This is a genomic window from Streptomyces gottesmaniae, assembly GCF_031845845.1.
Taxonomy (GTDB): domain Bacteria; phylum Actinomycetota; class Actinomycetes; order Streptomycetales; family Streptomycetaceae; genus Streptomyces; species Streptomyces akebiae.
Map to the genome: position 1 here is coordinate 81,428 of NZ_JAVRFJ010000031.1, position 19,311 is coordinate 100,738.

Annotated in this window: 15 protein-coding genes; 11 read left to right on the top strand and 4 right to left on the bottom strand. The window is 72.0% G+C overall.

The genetic code is table 11. From position 1 onward, the window contains the following. The first annotated feature begins 8 nt into the window (after positions 1–8). The 7 genes from RM704_RS30285 to RM704_RS30315 all read left to right on the top strand — a co-directional run bounded on the left by RM704_RS30285 (position 9) and on the right by RM704_RS30315 (position 8,569). Positions 9–1,628 carry a glycosyltransferase family 2 protein gene (locus tag RM704_RS30285; protein WP_033524954.1) on the top strand — a complete coding sequence of 540 codons (1,620 nt, stop codon included), beginning with the start codon at positions 9–11 and terminating at the stop codon, positions 1,626–1,628. A gap of 54 nt (positions 1,629–1,682) precedes the next feature. Continuing rightward, positions 1,683–2,666 carry a UDP-glucose 4-epimerase GalE gene (gene galE / locus RM704_RS30290; protein WP_033524953.1) on the top strand — a complete coding sequence of 328 codons (984 nt, stop codon included), beginning with the start codon at positions 1,683–1,685 and terminating at the stop codon, positions 2,664–2,666. Between the two features lie 197 nt (positions 2,667–2,863). Continuing rightward, the gene (locus RM704_RS30295) at positions 2,864–3,298 is read left to right on the top strand and encodes a DUF6507 family protein (RefSeq protein WP_033524952.1); all 435 of its coding nucleotides are present in this window, start codon (positions 2,864–2,866) and stop codon (positions 3,296–3,298) included. Continuing rightward, on the top strand, positions 3,295–5,814 hold the full coding sequence (locus RM704_RS30300) for a hypothetical protein (RefSeq protein ID WP_311591378.1): 2,520 nt from the start codon (positions 3,295–3,297) through the stop codon (positions 5,812–5,814). Before RM704_RS30295 ends, RM704_RS30300 begins: the two co-directional genes overlap by 4 nt. Further along, positions 5,811–6,836 carry a hypothetical protein gene (locus RM704_RS30305; protein ID WP_033524950.1) on the top strand — a complete coding sequence of 342 codons (1,026 nt, stop codon included), beginning with the start codon at positions 5,811–5,813 and terminating at the stop codon, positions 6,834–6,836. The genes RM704_RS30300 and RM704_RS30305 overlap by 4 nt, the downstream gene beginning before the upstream one ends. 3 nt (positions 6,837–6,839) lie before the next feature. Next, entirely contained in the window at positions 6,840–7,490 is a 651-nt protein-coding gene (locus tag RM704_RS30310) for a hypothetical protein (protein ID WP_192829541.1), read from the top strand. 2 nt (positions 7,491–7,492) lie between these two features. Further along, positions 7,493–8,569: an ADP-ribosylglycohydrolase family protein gene (locus RM704_RS30315; protein WP_192829540.1), complete on the top strand. Its 1,077-nt coding sequence runs from the start codon at positions 7,493–7,495 to the stop codon at positions 8,567–8,569. A 34-nt stretch (positions 8,570–8,603) separates the two neighbouring features. On the opposite strand, the gene RM704_RS30320 is transcribed toward RM704_RS30315, so the two are convergent. Next, on the bottom strand, positions 8,604–9,104 hold the full coding sequence (locus RM704_RS30320; protein WP_033524949.1) for a DUF6174 domain-containing protein: 501 nt from the start codon (positions 9,102–9,104) through the stop codon (positions 8,604–8,606). A gap of 84 nt (positions 9,105–9,188) precedes the next feature. Further along, positions 9,189–9,827, bottom strand: a complete 639-nt coding sequence (locus tag RM704_RS30325) for a TetR/AcrR family transcriptional regulator (RefSeq protein WP_033524948.1) — start codon at positions 9,825–9,827, stop codon at positions 9,189–9,191. Positions 9,828–10,027: 200 nt separating this feature from the next. Here RM704_RS30325 and RM704_RS30330 point away from each other — a divergent pair, with 200 nt between their 5' ends. Further along, positions 10,028–10,960 (top strand): ABC transporter permease, encoded by a 933-nt coding sequence (locus tag RM704_RS30330; protein ID WP_033524947.1) that lies wholly within the window; start codon positions 10,028–10,030, stop codon positions 10,958–10,960. A gap of 112 nt (positions 10,961–11,072) precedes the next feature. Continuing rightward, on the top strand, positions 11,073–11,810 hold the full coding sequence (locus RM704_RS30335) for an ABC transporter ATP-binding protein (protein WP_107072198.1): 738 nt from the start codon (positions 11,073–11,075) through the stop codon (positions 11,808–11,810). 20 nt (positions 11,811–11,830) lie between these two features. Here the strand turns inward: RM704_RS30335 and RM704_RS30340 are convergent, their stop codons facing one another. Beyond that, the gene (locus RM704_RS30340) at positions 11,831–12,925 is read right to left on the bottom strand and encodes a glycosyltransferase (protein WP_192829539.1); all 1,095 of its coding nucleotides are present in this window, start codon (positions 12,923–12,925) and stop codon (positions 11,831–11,833) included. Continuing rightward, the gene (locus RM704_RS30345) at positions 12,922–15,885 is read right to left on the bottom strand and encodes a bifunctional glycosyltransferase/CDP-glycerol:glycerophosphate glycerophosphotransferase (RefSeq protein ID WP_052145792.1); all 2,964 of its coding nucleotides are present in this window, start codon (positions 15,883–15,885) and stop codon (positions 12,922–12,924) included. The genes RM704_RS30340 and RM704_RS30345 overlap by 4 nt, the downstream gene beginning before the upstream one ends. A 145-nt stretch (positions 15,886–16,030) precedes the next feature. On the opposite strand from RM704_RS30345, the gene RM704_RS30350 reads away from it, so the two are divergent. Further along, entirely contained in the window at positions 16,031–17,074 is a 1,044-nt protein-coding gene (locus RM704_RS30350) for a serine/threonine-protein kinase (protein WP_192829538.1), read from the top strand. 231 nt (positions 17,075–17,305) lie between these two features. Then, entirely contained in the window at positions 17,306–19,294 is a 1,989-nt protein-coding gene (locus RM704_RS30355; RefSeq protein ID WP_311591379.1) for a serine/threonine-protein kinase, read from the top strand. The last annotated feature ends 17 nt before the right edge of the window (positions 19,295–19,311 follow it).

The window sequence follows — 19,311 nt, forward strand, 5'->3', positions numbered from 1 at the left end:
GGGCAACCATGGCTCTTCAGCAGACGCAGGTCTCCGTCGTCGTCATCGGGTACGACGACGCGGCCCATGTGGGGGACGCCGTGCGCTCGGCCCTCGCCCAGGGGCCGGCCGTCCGTGAGGTGATCGCCGTCGACGACTGCTCGACGGACGGCAGCGCGGAACTGCTGGAGCGGCTCGCCGGGGACGAGCCCCGTCTGCGGGTGGTCCGGCGCCCGGTCAACAGCGGCGGCTGCGGCACCCCGCGCAACACCGGGCTGGATGTCGCGACCTCGCCGTACGTGATGTTCCTGGACAGCGACGACGTACTCCCGCCCGGCGCCGTGGACGCGCTGCTGGGGGCGGCCCTGGAGCACGACGCGCCGGTCGCGTCGGGGCTGTGCGTGCGCAAGGAGCTGCCGTCCGGCCGGGAGACCCCCTGGCAGCCCGAGCTGTACGCCCAGCCCACGCTGGTGGAGCACTCGTCCCAGCGCGCACGCCTGGTGCACGACACCCTCTGCGTCAACAAGCTCTACCGCGCCTCCTTCCTGCGTGAGCGCGTCATCCGTTTCCCCGAGGGCCGCTTCCCGTACGAGGACTTCGTGTTCGGCGCGCGCGTCCTGGCCGCCGCGCCGCGCGTCGCGCTCGTCCCCGACCCGGTGTACGTCTGGCACGTGCGCCGGTCGGCGACCCGGCTGTCCATCTCCCTGGACCGCTCCGACATCGCCAACTGGCGGGCCCGCCTCGACGCCGACCGGCTGTCGTACGACATCCTGCTGGGCGCCGGCGAGAAGGGCCCCGCACGGGCCGTACGGACGCGTTTCCTCGACCACTCCCTGCGGATGTACGCACGGGAGCTGGAGCTGCGCGGGGCGGAGTACCGGCGCGAGTGGTGGGCGCTGACACGCGCGTACCTGGCCACCTTCGACGAGGGCGACTTCGCCCCGGCGCCCGCGCCCGGCCGGGTCGTCGCCCGGGTGATCCTCGCCGCCGAGGAGCCGCGCGACCTGCCCCGGCTCAAGGAGATGTCGGCCCGCCCCGCCCGGCTGACCCCGCCCTACGCGCGCGCGGGCGACGGCTCGCCCGTCTGGTCCGCCGACCTGCCGCAGGTGGAGCTGGACCATCTCCTCGTCCGCCCCATGGAGCTGCTGCCCGCCGCCGTCGACGCGGAACTGCGGCCCCGCACGCGGGGGACGGTGCTCCGGCTGCGGCTCCACGAGCTGTACGGGCGGATGGCGGAGGCGGGGCCCCGGACCGTGGAGGCGGAGTTCACCGAACGCGACGACGGACGCGTGGGCTTCACCGGCACGGCGCCCCTGCTGGCCGAGGCGGAGGGCGACAGCGGGACGGACGCCTCGGACGTCGACAGCTGGACGGCGGAACTGCCGCTGGACCTGACCGCGCTGGGCAGCGGCACGTGGGACCTCCGGCTGCGGCTGCGGTTCGCGGACGGCAGCCGGCGCGAGACCACCGCGCACGCTGTCGCGGGCGCCGGGCTGCTGCGCCGGAGCGCACTGCCGAGCGCGCGCCACGGAGTGCTCCTCGTGCAGCCGTACGCGACCCACGCCGGGGCGCTCGCGGTGCGAGTCGCGCCCGGTTGGCGAGGATTGACCGAGGTCGTCCGCCGTCGCCTCAAACGCCTGCTTCACTGAGAGCCGACCCGATTTCACCACATCATCGTCTTGACTACGAGGGGACGGTCGTCCATGACCTGGCTGATCACCGGTGGCGCCGGATACATCGGGGCGCACGTGGTGCGCGCGATGCTCGACGCGGGCGAGGAGGCCGTCGTCTACGACGACCTGTCCACCGGGCTCGCCGAACGGGTGCCCGAGGGCGTCCCGTTGGAGATCGGCTCCACCCTCGACGGGGAGCGGCTGGCCCGGGTGATCCGGGACCGGCGCGTCACCGGCGTCGTCCATCTCGCGGCGAAGAAGCAGGTCGGCGAGTCCGTCGAACTGCCGCTGCACTACTACCGGGAGAACGTGGAGGGCCTGCGCACCCTGCTGTCCGCCGTGACCGACGCCGGGGTCGCGTCCTTCGTCTTCTCGTCCTCCGCCGCCGTGTACGGCATGCCGTCCGCCGCGCGGGACGGGGCCCTCGTCACCGAGGAGACCCCGTGCGCGCCGATGAGCCCGTACGGCGAGACCAAGCTGGTCGGCGAGTGGCTGGTACGGGCCACGGGCCGGGCGACGGGCCTGTCGACGGCCTCCCTGCGCTACTTCAACGTGGCCGGCGCGGCGACCCCCGAACTGGCCGACACCGGCGTCTTCAACCTCGTCCCCATGGTCTTCGAGAAGCTCTCCGAGGGTGCCCCGCCACGGATCTTCGGCGCCGACTACCCGACCCCCGACGGGACCTGTGTGCGGGACTACATCCATGTCGTCGACCTCGCGGAGGCCCACGTGGCGACCGCACGCCGGCTGCGCGAGGCGCCGGGCACGGACCTCACCCTCAACATCGGGCGCGGGGAGGGCGTCTCCGTGCGCGAGATGATCGACCGGATCAACGCGCTCACCGGCCACGACCTCGCGCCCGTGGTCGTCGACCGGCGCCCCGGCGACCCCCCGCGCGTCGTCGCCTCGGCGGACCGGATCGCCACCGAGCTGAGCTGGAAGGCGCGGTACGGCGTCGAGGACATGATCTCCTCGGCGTGGGCCGGATGGACCCTGCGGCCGGCGCGGGGGTAGCGCCCCCGTCATGGCCGCAGCGCCCGTACCGGCTGTAGCGCCTGTGACGGAATCGACGTGAAGCGGGAACTGTCCGGTGCCGTTTGCTCGTGTGTACTAGGGGAAGCCACCGAGGAGTTGCTCGGCGGCGACGAGGAACTCCTCGGCGAACGACGTACGTACGACGTGTCCGACAGGGCGTTACGGGGGTAGCGACGGTGCCGGCTTGGGACATCGATCCGATCAACGTGCAGACCACGCTGAAATCGACGGGTGAGGCGGCCGGCGGCCTGGAGAAGGCCGCCAACTCGCTGGTGACGAACATGGCGAGCGCGGCCGAGTCGGCCGGAACGGCCGTACCGGGCGGGCAGTTCAACGGACCCATGATCGGACCGGTGGTCGCGGGCACCCCGCGGGTGCCGGTCGGACCGGTCGCGGCGGCGCTGAGCCAGTACCTCCAGGAGCGGCAGCAGAAGCTGTCGTACATGGCGCAGCGGACCATCGACTCCGTGCAGGGCGCGGCCGACGCCACCAACGCCTACGTCACCGGCGACCTGGACATGGCCGCCACGCACCAGGCCAACGCGCTCAAGGCGACGGTCGTACCGCCACCGCCGGGTGTCGACGGGAACGGCGGGCAGGGGCCGAAGTGAGCGACGACATCCCCGTCATCCCGGAGGAGGTCCCCGAGTTCACGGGCAACCTGGAGCAGCTGGACCTGAGCATCGCGGGCGTCCGTTCGGCCGGCGCCTCCCTGAAGGACTCGGGCTCGGCGATCCACACCCGCTTCGGCGGCCTCTCCGCGTACTACAAGGCACCCGAGGCGGAGGCTCTGTTCGCCACGACCGCGCCGGTGGCGGCCAAGGGCGAGGAGTTCGCCACCGAGTTGGAGACCGTGGCCTCGGCGCTGGACACGTACGCCGCCGCCGTCGGCCCGCTCAAGCAGAAGTTCGACCAGCTCCGCCGGGACGCGATCGCGTTCCGCGCGAAGATCGAGGGCGACGACGAATGGCGCGCCGACGGCGACCTCGTCGAGGAGAACAACAACCGCCGCTCGGACATCAACGCCGCGTACGCCGCGTTCCAGGCCGCCGAACGCGACTGCTACAACAAGATCGTCGCGCTGGTCGGCGGCGAGGCGCTCGTCGTCAACGACGGCTCGAACAAAGAGAACATGTACGGCTACCGGGGCGAGGACCTGAACAACGCCGGCGGTCTGCCCTGGGGCGACCCGGTCGAGGAGTCCAACCCCTGGTACTACATCCACGAGCACGCCTGGGACTTCACGGTCGGCTTCGTCGTGGACGGCGTGTGGGGCACGATCAAGGGCCTCGGCACCCTGGTCGGCTTCAACGGCTGGGACGCGGCGGGCCAGGCCTGGGTCGGTCTCGGCAAGCTCGCCACGGGCATCGTCATCACGGCCGTACCGGTGGTGGGCGCCGCCTACTGGCTGGCCCCCGACGACAAGCTGCCGTCCTGGCTGCGCGACTCCCGCACGGCCGTGGTGGAGACCGGGAAGGCGCTCATCGCGTACGACGAGTGGGGCAGGAACCCGGCCCGGGCGGCCGGGGCGGTCACGTTCAACGTCCTGACCACGATCTTCACGGGCGGCGCGGGAGGAGCGGTCGCCGGCGCGGGCAAGGCCGGCGCCATCGCCAAGGCGATCTCCTTCGCGGGCAAGGCGGGCAAGATCGTCGACCCGATGACGTACCTCACCAAGGGCGTCGGCGCGACGGCGGTGAAGATCAGCGACGTCATGGCGAGCCTGCGGGGCATCACCGACGGCACGCACATCAGGCTCGGCGAGGGCACGTACCAGATCGCCGACCCGCCCAACATCGCCGACGACCTCCCGGCCGGCCTCACCCCCGAGAACAGCGTCCGCATGGAGACGCCCCAGGGCGAGGTCGTCTACCTCGACACCCAGACCCTCGTCGTCCACAACGCCGACGGCACGGTCCGCGAGTCCCTGGACGCCATCAGGCACGAGGGCACGGCGGCGGAGCGCGGCGCCGATGTCTCCCGGCCCGAGCCGGAGCTGGTGGGCGCGGGTGCGAAGGTGGGCGACGGTACGGCGGCTGTGGGGCGCGTGGGGGACGACCTGGGCGGTACCGGGCGCGTGGGCGACACCGGCTTGCCGGGCGGGCGGACCGACGACCTGGGCCGGGGCCCGGCGGGGAGTCATGAGACGCCGGGCGGTGGCGGTGCCGGCGGACCCGGCGGCGGCGGTGCGGACGGACCCGGCGGCGGCGGTGCGGACGGACCCGGCGGCGGCGGTGCGGACGGACCCGGTGGCGGTGCCGGCGGACCCGGCGGCGGCGGTGCGGACGGACCCGGCGGCGGCGGTGCGGACGGACCCGGTGGCGGTGCCGGCGGACCCGGCGGCGGCGGTGCGGACGGACCCGGCGGCGGTGGCGACGGCCCGGGGAGTGGGCCTCCGCAGGATCCGCCGGGCGGTGGCACGGGCGCCGGCGACGACGGGGTGAACGACCCCGGTGGCTGGGAGCGGCCGGACGGCGACCCTCAGCCGTTCGAGCGCGGCGGTCAGCTGGAGGATCAGGTCCGTCAGCAGATGCGGGGCACGAAGGTCAAGCCGGGCGACCTGGAGCGGGTGCTGGACAACCTGGCCGCTCACCCCGCCGGCCGGGAGATCGCCGAGACCATCGCGTCCGGCCGTTTCGACGGTTCCGCGGGCTTCGACCAGACGGTCTCCAGCCTGGCCCACGCGGACAAGATGTCCGGCGGCATCGAGCAGCTGCGGCTGGGCAACCGGCTGTACGAGAGCGGCGTCCGCGACATCTCCTTCGAGGTCAAGGGTGGCTTCGAGATCAAGCCCGGCGTCAGGACCGGCGAGGGCACGGACCTGGACGTCATGGCCCGCGACGCGGCCGGAAACGTCCACGGCTACCAGTTCAAGGAAGTCGCGAACCCCAAGAAGACCGTCAAGAAGATCTTCGACAACATGCAGCAGTTGGCGCAGTCCGGTGCCGACTTCAAGACGTTCGTGGTCGACACGAAGGGCACGATGGCCGACCATGCGGCCATGCGGACAGCACAGCGGCTCACCGACGTGTACGGGAAGACCGACGTGCAGTTCATCATCCGTGTCGAGGACGGGGTCATGCGGATCCCGCCCGACGGTACGTTCATGCCGGAGGCAGCACTGTGATCGCCAGTACCCCTGTCGCCCGCTGGACCTGGGGACGCGACACCGACGGCGGAAGCGATGTCGTGGAGTGCCTGCGGGCCCTGCTCGGCGCCCATGCCGTCCTCGCGCGGCACAGGCTGGCCGTCGGCCCGCCGACGGTCCATGTGTCCGTCCACGAGGCCGGCGGCTCGGCCAACCGGCTCTACGAGGGCGACCTCCCGCTCGGCGAGGTACGGTCCGCCGACGACGAGATCCGGACGCTGGCCGCCCGGATCGAGGGGGAGCTGCGTCCCGGCGAGATCGGCGCCGTCTACGCCGACATCGTCTGCCGCGGTGTCGTACGGATCCCCGGCACGGGTGGCGAGAGCCACGAGGAGCGGCTGTTCGTGCTCGGCGCCTCGGCCTTCCTGGACTACGTCACCACCGACCTCAGGACCTTCTCGGACGCCTGGATGCCGTACGACCTGGAGGGGCGCCCCCAGGCCGACGCGCACGCCGCCAACTACCCACGACTGGCCGCGGCGCTGCGCGACCTCTCCGAGGCGCTGGAAGCGGAGATCGACCCGGACGACCCGACGTACTTCGGCAGGCCGACCGAGACGGGCGTCGACAACTTCTTCGAGCCGGACGGTTCGCCCTCCGACGTGTGGTCCCGTTTCGAGATCCCGAGGCGTACCGAGGTCTTCCGGCACGGTCCCGTCTTCGACTCCGTGGGCTACAAGCGGTCCAGGGCGGGGCAGGTCCGGTACGTTCCGGTCGTCGCCGATCAGGGCGGTGTCCTCGGCTACCTCTGGGCCTCCGACGCCGATGCCGCCGCGAGTTTCGAGCCCCGCGACGCCGCGGGCGAGGACGGGTACAAGGCGGGCCTCGTCTGGCTCGACCGCCTGCACGAGTCGTACGAGCGGGGCCTGACCCCGAGCGAGGCTCTCACCGCCTGCGCCCGCACCCCCGCCGATCCGGTCGCGGGCCACGTCCCCCCGACCGCCGAGCCCCGCGCCCTCCCACTGGACGACCTGCGTGAACTCGCCACCCACGGCGACTGACCTGTGTCGACCCTGCTCCGCTCCCCCAGCGCGTGCGCGTCCTGGACGTGGGAACTCGACGGTGCCGCGCCCCGCGGCCCGGAATTGCTCGGTTCCGCCCTGTCCGTGGCGGCCGGGATGTCCGCCGTACTGCGCGCGCACGACCTGCTCGTACCCGAGAGCCTCGAATGGGACTGGTTCGTGTACGGCAGCGGCGGCACCGGGCTCGTCACCCGGATGTCGCTCCTGGGACCGCTGGACGACGAGGACCTGCCCCGGCGCGTCGAGCGGAGCCGCCCCGTCGGCTTCCCCGACGCGTCGGTCGGGAGCATCCTCGTCCTGGGTTCCGGAACGTGGATCGACGCGACGGGCGAGAAGCACGGGGAACACCGCCTGGTCGAACTGACGGTGGCGCCCGACGTCCCCGGCGTCTGGGCGGAACTCGCCGTCTTCCACGACATCTGGGGCCCCTGCGACTTCCACGGCGCCCCGCACCCGGACGTCGAGCGACGGAACGCCCCGCGCCTCGCCGCCGCCCTCCGGTCCCTCGACGCCCTGCTGCACGTCCCCGCCGAGCCGGGCGACCCGACGTACTTCGGCACCGCCGAGGGCCACGGCGTCAAGCGCCCGGACGTGATCGACGGCCGGGGCCCGGACCTGACGGACCTCCTCTGACCATGACCACACCTGCCGGGACCGACACCGACATCTGCACCGACACCGACACCGACACCGACGACACCATCCACCTCACCACCACCCCCACGCCCCTCCACGCCCTCCTCCCCCTCTCAAGGCAGGCCCCCTTGAACCCAGTTGATACGCAGCGCGCCCTCGGGGCGGTTCTCGGCTCCGCCGTCGGGGACGCGCTCGGCGCGCCCTTCGAGTTCGGGCCCGAGGGGGCCTTCTCCGCGCGGTTCCCGAAGGCCGGGCACGGTGGGGAGATGCGCGGCGGTGGTGGCTGGGACCCGGGTGAGGCGACCGACGACACGCAGATGGCCGTCCTCGTCGGGGAGTCGCTCGTCGAACGCGGTGGGCTCGACCTGCCCGACGTGTTCCGGCGGTTCCAGCGCTGGGCCGTCTCCGGCCCCAAGGACCTCGGCATCCAGACCGAGGACGTCCTCACCAGCGGCGACGGCTGGGACCTCGCCGCCGCCCGCCACTGCCAGGTGAACCTGCGGGCCGCGGGCAACGGCGCGTTGATGCGGGCCGCCACCTCGGCCGTGTACTTCGCGGGGGACGGACGGGACCGCACCATGGACGCGGCCCGACGGCTGTCCGCACTCACGCACGGCGACCCGGCCGCCTGGGAAGGCACCGCCGCCTTCCACGAGCTGCTACGCATCGCGCTGGACGGCGGCGACCCGCTCGCCGCCGTCCCCGACACCCTGGCCGCACTCCACCCCGACCACCGCGCCCGCTACGCGGTCGTCCTCGCCCCCGACTGGCACCCGGACGACGCCACGGAGTTCAACGGCGCCGTCTGGCCCTGCCTGGGCTCCGCCGTCTGGGCCGTACGGACCACCGACTCCTACGAGGACGCCGTACGCGCGGCCGTGGACCTCGGTGGCGACACCGACACGGTCGCGGCGGTGACCGGCGGGCTCGCGGGCGCGGTGTACGGCGTCGAGGCCGTCCCGGAGCGCTGGCTCCAGGCCCTGCACGTACCCCTGCCGGGGTTCGGGGAGCGGGTGCTGCGTACACCGGAACTCAGCGACCTGGCAATGGAGTTGGCGACCCGGAACGCCCACTGACCTTCGACCTCGACGACCTCGACGACCTTCGACCTCAACCGGCGCCCGGCTCGTAGCCGGTGATGACGTACTCGGCCTCGTCGTCGACGGCGTTCTCGTCCACGTCCAGGGTGATCCGCGCGGGGTGCCCGCCGACGGCGTACTTCACCTCCGCCGTGTCCGCCTGCTCCTCCCACGCCTTCTCCAGCATGTCCAACAGGTCACCGATCTTGGGGATTCGGTCGGGCCCCTGCTTCACCAGCGACCGGCTGTTCTCGTCGAGGCCGACGGCGTCGGCCACCTTGCCGTCCCGGACCGTCACCCGGAACTTCCCCGCCAGGGCCTGCGAGGTCGACGTGAGGGTGTAGACGTACGAGGCGGGCTCCTGCCACATGACGGCGTTCCGTGTCGTCGTGGGCGCCGGCGAGGCGCGGCCCTTCGGTTCCGAGGACGTCCCGCCGTCACAGGCGGCGGTCATGCCCATCGTCCCCACCGTCCCCGCGATCAGCGCGGCGGCCAGGAGGACGGAACGAGCACGGGAGCGTAAGTGAGTCACGGCGACCCCATTCCTGAGCGACTGTGACTAGGACGCCACCCGCCCGCGGAACGTTCAGTTCAGCACCCCTGCCGCCCAGAGCGCCTACAGCGCCCGCAACGCCCCCGCCGTGGCCCGCGTCAGGCTCTCCAGATACCCCTTCGGCAGCTTCGGCGCCCGTACGACCACCGACCGCCAGTACAGCGGACCGGAGATCACGTCCAGGGCCAGGTCCTCGTCCACGCCCGCGCGGACCTCGCCCCGGGCGACCGCCGCCGCGACGATCCCCGTGGCCACGCTCTGCTGACCCTCCCGCAGCGCCTTCTGCATCGCCTCGGCGATCTCCGGGTTGCGGGCGGCCTCGGCCTGGAGGTCGGGGATGATCTGGCCGGCGACCGGGTGGCGCAGCGCGCGGGACGTGACCTCGTAGAGCAGCCGGAGGTCGCCCTCCAGCGAGCCCGTGTCCGGCATCGGCAGCCCCTGGACCGCCACCGCGGAGACGAGATCCAGCACGAGGTGCAGCTTGGAGCGCCAGCGGCGGTACACCGCCGTCTTGCCGACGCCCGCGCGGCGCGCGATGCCCTCGATGGACATCCGGGCATAGCCGACGGCCGCCAGTTCCTCGAAGACCGCCGCCCGGATCGCCTCCGTCACGTCCTCGCGGAGCACGGCCGCCCCCGCAGGGGCCCGGCGGCGCGGCCGTGGCGGCGGCTGCCCCTCGGAGGGGTCGGCGTTCGTCGTCATGGCTCACAGCATAGGCCGTGACGACGAAACGGTTGCGTTCCGACGTCGAATCGGCTTACTCTCACGTTGCGACGATACGGTCCCGTCCCGACGTAAGAGCAGGGCAAGGGCGACGCAAGAAGCCATGAGACGCGGCCGAGCACGAGGCCGGGTACGCGGGACGCCCCCCACCAGCGACCTCACTAGCGAAAGCAGCGGATGTGAGCCAGGTCCTCCACACACCGCCCCCGACCACGGCGGACACCCCCCGAACCGCCCGTGCCGCCGAGACCCCCGCCCAGCTGGCCGAGCGGTACGGCCTCAGCGTCAGCGGGGCCCGCCCCTCGCTCGCCGCCTACGTGCGGCAGCTGTGGGCCCGGCGGCACTTCATCACCGCGTTCGCCACGGCGAAGCTGACCGCGCAGTACAGCCAGGCGAAGCTCGGCCAGGTCTGGCAGATCGCGAACCCCCTGCTGAACGCGGCGGTCTACTACCTGATCTTCGGCCTGCTCATGGGCACCAAGAAGGGCGTGCCGGACTACGTCCCGTTCCTCGTGACCGGCGTGTTCGTGTGGACCTTCACCCAGAGCTCGATCATGGCGGGCACCCGGGCCATATCCGGCAGCCTCGGCCTGGTCCGGGCCCTGCACTTCCCCCGGGCCTCGCTCCCCCTGTCGTACTGCCTGCAGCAGCTCCAGCAACTGCTGTTCTCGATGGCGGCGCTGGTCGTGATCCTGCTGGCCTTCGGGGTGCCGGTCGCCATGTCGTGGGTGCTGATCATCCCCGCGCTGACGCTGCAGTTCGTGTTCAACGCCGGTGTCGCGATGGTGATGGCGCGGATCGGCGCCAAGACCCCCGACATCGCGCAGCTGATGCCGTTCGTGCTGCGCACCTGGATGTACGCGTCGGGCGTGATGTTCAGCATCGACCACATGCTCGCCGACCGGAACATCCCGGCGTTCGTGCATCTGCTGCTGGAGTGCAACCCGGCCGCCGTCTACATCGACCTCATGCGGTTCGCGCTGATCGACAGCTTCCACGCGGGCCACCTGCCGCCGCACGTCTGGGCGATCGCGACCGGCTGGGCGCTCCTCGCGGGCGTCGGCGGGTTCATCTACTTCTGGAAGGCTGAGGAGACGTACGGCCGTGGCTGACACCGTCATCAACCCCACCGTTCCCGGCACCCGGCGGGAGGCCGACCCGGCCACCGGCCCCGGCACCGCCGCCCCCGAGCCCGTCCCGACCGTCGTCGTCGACGGCGTCGACATCGTCTACCGCGTCAACGGCACGGGGGCCGGGCGCGGCACCGCGACCGCCGCCCTCAACCGCATCCTGCGGCGCGAGAAGGCCGAGAAGGCGGCCGGCGTCCGCAAGGTGCACGCCGTGCGGAACGTGTCCTTCACCGCGTACCGGGGCGAGGCCATCGGGCTCATCGGGACCAACGGCTCCGGCAAGTCGACCCTGCTCAAGGCCGTCGCCGGGCTCCTCCCCGTGGAGAACGGGCGCATCTACACCGACGGCCAGCCGTCCCTGCTCGGCGTCAACGCGGCCCTGATGAACGACCTCACCGGTGAGCGGAACGTCCACCTCGGCGGGCTCGCCATGGGCATGTCCCGCGAGCAGGTCAAGGAGCGGTACCAGGAGATCGTCGACTTCTCGGGCATCGACGAGAAGGGGGACTTCATCACGCTCCCCATGCGTACGTACTCCTCCGGCATGGCGGCCCGGCTGCGGTTCTCCATCGCCGCCGCCAAGGACCACGACGTGCTGCTGATCGACGAGGCCCTGGCTACGGGGGACCGCTCCTTCCAGAAGCGCTCCGAGGCGAGGATCCGTGAGCTGCGCAAGCACGCGGGGACGGTGTTCCTGGTCAGCCACAACAACAAGTCGATCCGGGACACGTGCGACCGGGTGCTGTGGCTGGAGCGGGGGGAGCTCCGCCTGGACGGGCCCACGGACGAGGTGCTGAAGGAGTACGAGAAGTTCACCGGCGGGAAGAAGTAGGTCTTGGTTGATCGCGCTGTTCACCTCTCCAGGAAGGCGAACAGCGCCTCCCACCGGTCCACGATCTCCTGCGTCCCGTAGCGGCGGATGTTCTCCCTCGCCGCGTCGCCCATCCGGTCCCGCAAGGTCTTGTCGGTCATCAACAGGTCCAGTTTGCGGGCCAGTTCACCCGTGTTGCCGGGGCGGACCAGGAGACCGTCCTCACCGTCGCGCACGATCTCGTGGACGCCGGGCGCGCAGTCGAAGGCGACACAGGGGACACCCATCGCCATGGCCTCCATCAGGGCGAGCGGGAAGCCCTCGCCCCGGGAGGACAGCGCGAAGACCGAAGCGCCGCGCAGGGCGCCCGGGACGTCGTGCGTACGGCCCATCCAGGCCACCGAGTCGTCGAGACCGAGGGCCGTGCACTGCTTCCTGAGGAGTTCCTCGTCCTCGCCGGAGCCGTAGACGAGCAGCGTCCAGTCGGGGTGGCGGGGCGCCACCTCGGCCCAGGTGTCGAGGAGCATGTCGACCCCCTTCTCGTCGCTGAGCCGGCCGATGCTGATGACGGCCTTCCCGGTGCGCGGCGAGGGCACCTCCGGCATCCACGGCACCGCGTTGGGCAGGTACGAGGCGTTGTTGAGTCCCGCCCCGATCCACAGGTCGGCGTCCTCGCGGGTGAGGACGAGCATGCGGTCGACGTCCCGGTAGTGGGTGAGCACCCGCCGGAAGCGGGAGGAGCGGCGTGAGGTCTCGAAGGACTCGTGGCTCATCCCGATGACGGTCAGCCCACCGGTGTCGGCGAGCCGCACCCACTCCATCGCCCACACCTGGGTCACGATGACGACCCCGCCGGGCCGCGCGGCCCGGAACAGGCCGGTCAGCACGGTCGCCCTCTCCCGCATGCTCGCGTCGCGCGCCCGGCCGGGCGCCGGCGGCTGGCCGTCGTACAACCGGGTGGTGGCGTACGGGAGTTCACCGAGGGGGTACGGGTCCTCGGGGGTGGTGATGCCGATGACATGGACGCGGTGGCCCCGCTCGGTGAGCAGACGGGCCAGGTGATGGGACCAACTGGTCACGCCGCCCGTCTCGTCCACGCTGTTGGACACCAGGAAGACGTCCCGCGCCCCGGTCACTTGCGCCTCCACTCGGAGAAGAACTGGTCGACGACGCTGCGGGCCGCCGTCCCCTTGTCGTACTCGCCGAAGTCGGCCGTGAACCGCTCCCGCGCGGCGGCGTACTTGAGGGTCTGCTCGTCCAGCGAGGAATCACGCAGGACGGTGTGCAGTTCGTCCTCCGTGCGCACGATGGGGCCCGGCGCGCGTTCGAGGAGGTCGAAGTAGGTGCCTCGGCCCTCGTGGACGTACTCCTCGTAGTCGTACGTGAAGAAGAACATCGGGCGGTCCAGCAGCGCGTAGTCGAACATCACCGACGAGTAGTCCGTGATCAGCGCGTCCGCGAGGGCGAGGACGGGGGTCACGTCGTGGTGGCCGGACACGTCGACGACCCGGCCCCGGACCGACGGCGGGAGCACGACGTGGTTGAGGTAGTGGGCGCGGACGAGCAGCACGTACTCGTCGCCGAAGGTCTCGGCGAAGCGCTCCACGTCGAAGGGGAGGGCGAAGCGGCGCTGTCCCTGGTGGCGGAAGGTGGGGGCGTAGAGCAGGATCTTCTTGTCCGCGAGGACGGGCGGGATGCCCAACTCGGCGGCGAGCAGCGCGCGCCGGTCCGTCCGGGCCTTCCCGTCCGTCCCGCCCTTCCGGTCCGTCTCCCGGGATCGCGCGAGCGCGTCGTTGCGCGGATAGCCCACCCGCAGCAGCACCTTCTCCCGCAGCCGGAAGGCCTTCGCGAGGGTGCGCACGTCGTGCTCCGAGCGGATCAGGAAGTGGTCGAAGCGGTCGAGGGTGCGCTGCTGCTCGGCCTGCTCGGCGCGGGTCTTGAGCTTCCAGCCGGGCTCGTCGAAGCCCATGCGCTTGAGCGCGGAGCCGTGCCAGGTCTGGAGGTAGGTCGTGCCGGAACGCTTGGTCAGTTTCAGCGGGAAGCTCTGGTTGTCGATCCAGAACTCGGCGCGGGCCAGCGCCCGTAGATACGGCAGCGACCAGCGCCGGACGAGGGTGGCGTCGGCGGGGAAACCGGTCGGGCGGCCCGTGTAGGACCACACCGCCTCGAAGTCGAGACCCTGGCGGCGCATCTCCTCGTAGATCGCCCGGGGGCTGTCGCTGTACTGGCGACCGAGGTGACTTTCGAACACCACCAGACGCCGCTGCCTCGGCATGCGCTGGAAAACCTCGTGATAAAGGCGGATTTTGGTGTCTCCGGAGGTGACCTTCTTGCGCAGCGCCTTCGCCTTGCGGTAGCCGGACTTGGCGAGTTTGCCGGGCGTGCCCCGAAGGCCCCGGGTGACGAGGACGGTGGCCTTCTTGTCGGGGACCAGGCGGAACGCAAGGTGGCCGCGGGCGGAGACCTGCGGCTCGACCCGGTCGGCGACCAGCCGGGTGAGCCGCGGCCGGACCGGCAACGCGCCACCCGTCAGCCCCGGCTCGGCGGCCGTCAGCCGACTCGTCGTGCGCTCGCCGTCGACGTCGAGGTGGAGGCGTACGTCCCATACTGCGTCCACGATGCCCAGCGGGCGGAGCGTCCGGGAGACGTCGACGCCGGCCTGCCATGTGAGGTACGGACCGTCGTGCCGGACCCACGCGACCGGCACCCGGAAGGTCTGGAAGCGCACGCCGGGGCGGCGGGCGTAGAACTCCAACGAGGCGGAGAGCCTGGCGTCGGCCGGGACGACCCCGAGGGGATTGGTGACGCGCCCGGCGAGACGGATACGGCCGCCGCCCCTGCCCGCGCCCGACGCGCCCGCGGACTCCTCGTACTGCGTCAGCTCGTTGCGCAGGAAGAGCTTCCCGACCGGTCGGGCGTGGTAGCCGAGTTCGGTGACGTCCAGGATCCGGCGCGCGAACTCCCCCTCCTCCCCCGGGGCGTCCAGATGCTCGGCGCACCAGTAGATCCGCCCGTCGCGCTCGACGAGGGGCGCGGAGACCTTGTCGCGGTTGGTGAGCGTGTCCACGGCCGGCAGCAGGTTGTCCCAGTCGCCCCTCCGCAGCAGATACGCGCAGACGGCGTGGATGGGCTCGACCTCGTCGTACGCGGCCGGGTCGATCGACGCCAGATAGGCGCGGGCCAGTCCGGCGAACTCCCGGCGGTAGGCCGCGTCCCGGAAGGGCAGGTCACGCAGGTGCAGCACCAGGTCGTGCTTGAGGAACTTGACGTCCTTGTGGAACTTCAGCTCCGCCATGCCCTTGTCGGCGAGGAGCCGGTCCACCCGGCGGTGGATCTCCATCCGGTGCGCGAAGTTGGCGATCTCGGCCCGCCGGTTGCTGATCGACTTGGACTGCGCCTTCTCGACCACGTTCCAGTCGTAGACCCGGTTGGGGATCAGGGCGATCCGGCGGGCGGCCGCGTACGCCTGGGCGGAGAAGAAGAGGTCCTCGTAGTGGATGCCGACCGGGAACAGCAGCCCGCCCTCGACCAGGAAGTCCCGGCGGTAGCACTTGTTGGTGGACAGGGTGTCGTAGACCAGCAGGTCGGGCAGCTCAGAGACGGAGTCGAGGGTACGCGTGCGGGTGTACAGCCACGGGTACCACGGGACCTCCTTCCGGTTGCGGGTGTCCACGTGGACGCGGACGCAGAGGCCGGAGACGAGGTCGGCGCCGGTGCTCTCGGCGGCCTCCAGCAAGTTCCGGCAGGCGTTGCGCTCCAGGACGTCGTCGCTGTCGAGGAAGACGACGTACTCGCCCCGGGTCTCCCGGATGCCCGCGTTGCGGGGCGCGCCGCAGCCGCCGCTGTTCTCGGGCAGCCGGTACGCGCGCACGCGGTCCGGGTGCTCGGCGGCGAGGCGGGCGGCCACCTCGTAGGAGCCGTCCGTGCTGTGGTCGTCGACGATCACGACCTCCACGCTCCGCAGCGTCTGCTCCAGCACCGAGCGGACGGCCGTGGGCAGCCTGGCCTCGTCGTTGTAGACGATCACGACGACGGATACGGCGGGTCGCTGGTCCACGTCCGCGTTCACCCCATCAATCCCGTTCGTTCCGTACATCCCTGCTTCTACCCTCTATAGACCGTGGTGCGGTCGAGGGCCACTCGGGTAGATGTCGTCGCCGGTACGCGGGTTGCCTCATCCGCCTCTGACGGGTCGTTACCGCGATACGCTCCGGAGACGGGCTGAGCGGAGGGGGCGGTCGATGCGTGGGGTGGTACCTGAGCCGCTGCGGACGGAGGATCCGCGGGAGATCGCCGGGTATCCGCTGTACGCCCGGATCGGTGAGGGCGGCATGGGAACCGTCTATCTCTCCCGCAGCCGCGGCGGCCAGCCGGTCGCGCTGAAGCTGGTCCGTCCGGAGTACGCGAGCAGCCCCGCCTTCCGTGAACGGTTCGCCCGCGAGGTGGCCGCCGGGCGCCGGGTCTCCGGCTACCACCTGGTGCCGATCGTCGACCACGACGCCGGTGCCGAGCGCCCCTGGCTGGCCACGCACTACGTTCCGGGTGTCCCCCTCGACCAGACACTGGAGACCCACGGCCCGCTGCCCGTCGCCACGGTCCTGCAGCTGCTGGCCTGCGCCGCGTACGCGCTGGACGCCGTGCACACCGCCGGGGTGATCCACCGCGACGTCAAGCCCGCCAACCTGCTGCTGGCCGCGGACGGGCCCTGGCTGCTCGACTTCGGTATCGCCCGGGCGGCGGGCGCGGCGACCCTGACCACCGCCGGACGCCTGATCGGCACCCCGCGCTACATGTCCCCCGAACACGCGCTCGGCCGCCGGGTCACCTCCGCGTCCGACGTGTTCGCGCTGGGCCTGATCGCCGCGGTCGCCGCGACGGGCAGCCATCCCTACGGGCGCGGCAATCCCCTGGCCATCGCCACGCGCATCGCCGCCACGGACGTCACCCCACCCGCCCTGGACGGCATCGACCGCCCCCTCGTCGACGTCATCCGCCGCTGCCTCACCGCCGACCCGGCCTCCCGCCCCTCCGCGGCCGCCGTCACCGAGCACTGCGCGGGGGCGGCCCGCCGGGACGTCCGCGACTTCACGGGCTGGCTGCCGGCTCCTGTCGCCACCTCGGTGACCATCATCGAGACCGCCTTCCGCACGCTGTCCCTGACGGAGGCGCCGACGACCCCGACCCCCCACATCTCGGAGGCCCCGACGGCCCGCCGCCTCCCGCCGACGGCCCCGATCACTGTGAGGGACGAGGAATGGCGCCGCCGGGTGCGCCGAGAGCCGTGAGTCGGGGTGCGCTGTCGGGTGCGGGTGGGTGGGGGCTTCGCCGGCCGTGGTCTTCCAGGCCCGCAGGGCCTGGGCTTTCAGGGGCGCGGGGAACTGCGCGAGCAACCCCCACGCACCCGCACCCGCCGACGAAACAGGCAACCCCACCCCCCACCGCGCCCCCAATTTCCCGGGAACCGCAACACCCACCCCAAGTGTCATAAGTGCCGTATAAGCTTCGGACCGCTCCAAGTGCCCGCACCGGCACCGGAGTTCGGCACCGCACCGGGGGAGGCTCCCATCAGCAGCAGCACCGGCGACATCCTGAGCCCTCTGGGACCGCAGGACCCACGAGAGACGGCCGGCTACCACCTTCAGGCCCGCATCGGCGAGGGCGGCATGGGCACGGTCTACCTGTCGCACACGCGCGGCGGCCAGCCCGTCGCCCTCAAGGTCATCCGCCGCGAGTACGGCCAGGACGCCGACTTCCGCCGCCGCTTCGAGCAGGAGGTCCAGGCGGCCCGCCGTGTGCAGGGCTATCACATCGTCCCGGTCGTCGACCACGACACCACCGGCGAACTCCCCTGGCTGGCCTCGGCGTTCATCGCGGGCATCTCCCTGCACGACGCCCTCGTGGCCTTCGGACCGCTCCCCCTGCCCGCCGTGTTCCAGCTCGTCGGCTGCGCGGCCCGCGCCCTCACCTCCATCCATGCCGCCGGAGTCATCCACCGCGACCTCAAGCCCAGCAACATCCTGCTGGGCTCCCAGGGCCCGTACGTCATCGACTTCGGCATCGCACGCGCCGCCGACGCCACCCACCTGACCCAGTCCGGCGGCCTGATCGGCACCCCGCAGTACATGTCGCCGGAACACGCCCTCGGCGAGCAGGTCACTCCGGCCACCGACGTCTTCTCGCTCGGCCTGATCGCGGCGGTCGCCGCCACCGGACGCCACCCGTACGGCGACGGCGGCGCCATCACCATCGCCGCGCAGATCGCCAACACCGCGCACCGCCCGCCCAGGCTCGACGGCTACGACGACCGGTTGCGCCCCCTGCTGGAACGCTGCCTGACCGCCGACCCGGCCGAGCGCATCGGCACCGAGGAACTGGCCGCGCTCTGCCAGGAGTCGGCGGGCCGGGGCCTCAGCGACTTCACCGGCTGGCTCCCGGAACCGCTCACCGCCGAGATCGCCCGCCGCGAACTGTCCGCCCAGGCCCCGCCCCAGCCGACGGCACCCCGGCTGCCGGCCGCGCCCCCCATCACGCCCCCGGCGGCACCCCCGACCGCCGCTCCGACGCCTCCCGCGGCCCCGCTCCACGACCCGGCGGCCCAGGGCCACGCCTACGCCCAGGGCGCCACCCAGGGCGTGCCCCAGCCGGCCCCGACACCGCCGCCGACCGGCTTCGGCCCACCGGCCCAGGGCCAGACCCCGGCCCCTACCCCCGGCTACGGCTATCCGCCCCCGGCCCCCGACACCTACAACCTCACCCCGCAGGCACCCGCCCCCGCTCCGGCCGCGCCCAAAAAGAGCCGCCGTGGCCTGAAGGCCGCCCTGGTCGCACTGGCTCTCGTGCTCGTGGCCGGCTCGGGCGCGGCCGCGGCCGTGTACGTGCTGGACGGAGGCGACGACGGCGGCACCTCGACGAGCGGCGCCGGCGAGGACGGCGGCAGGAGCGGCGACAAGACCGACGACAAGGCGGTCTCCTCGCCGAGCCCGTCCCCGACCGGGACCGGCGAGGACTCCGGCTCCGGCTCGGGCGACCAGGGCGGCGAAGGGAACGGGACGGACCCGAGCGCGTCCCCCACGATCCCCGCGAACGCCCAGTACACCGCCATCTTCGAGGGCAAGTCCTTCACGCTCCGCACCCCGGCGGGCTCGTCCTACGTCAACGTCGACTTCGACAAGCCGGAGGTCGACACCGAGGACGAGATGGTCGACGCCCTGAAGGACATGTACCTCGACAACAGCTTCTGGTACTTCGACACGACGATGGGCAAGAGCGCGGGCACGACGCCGCAGGAGTGCGCCGAGGGCACGGGAACGGACGTTCTGCCCTCCAGCATGGACTCCGGTCACTTCGGCGAGGACGCGGAGATCGACAAGGGCGTCAAGCTCTGCACGATCACCAAGCAGGGCAACCTCGCCATGTACGAGATCACCGGGCTGACCCCGGGCGAGTACAGCTGGGAAGTCCCCACGGTGCAGGGCAAGCTGACCCTCTGGGAGATCACCGAGTAACCCCGGCGACAGCGACG

What these genes read in the sequence shown, in the direction of transcription:
- RM704_RS30285 (WP_033524954.1), top strand. Translation starts at nt 9, where the DNA reads ATGGCTCTTCAGCAGACGCAGGTCTCCGTCGTCGTCATCGGGTACGAC.
- galE (WP_033524953.1), top strand. Translation starts at nt 1,683, where the DNA reads ATGACCTGGCTGATCACCGGTGGCGCCGGATACATCGGGGCGCACGTG.
- RM704_RS30315 (WP_192829540.1), top strand. Translation starts at nt 7,493, where the DNA reads ATGACCACACCTGCCGGGACCGACACCGACATCTGCACCGACACCGAC.
- RM704_RS30325 (WP_033524948.1), bottom strand. Translation starts at nt 9,827, where the DNA reads ATGACGACGAACGCCGACCCCTCCGAGGGGCAGCCGCCGCCACGGCCG.
- RM704_RS30345 (WP_052145792.1), bottom strand. Translation starts at nt 15,885, where the DNA reads ATGTACGGAACGAACGGGATTGATGGGGTGAACGCGGACGTGGACCAG.
- RM704_RS30350 (WP_192829538.1), top strand. Translation starts at nt 16,031, where the DNA reads ATGCGTGGGGTGGTACCTGAGCCGCTGCGGACGGAGGATCCGCGGGAG.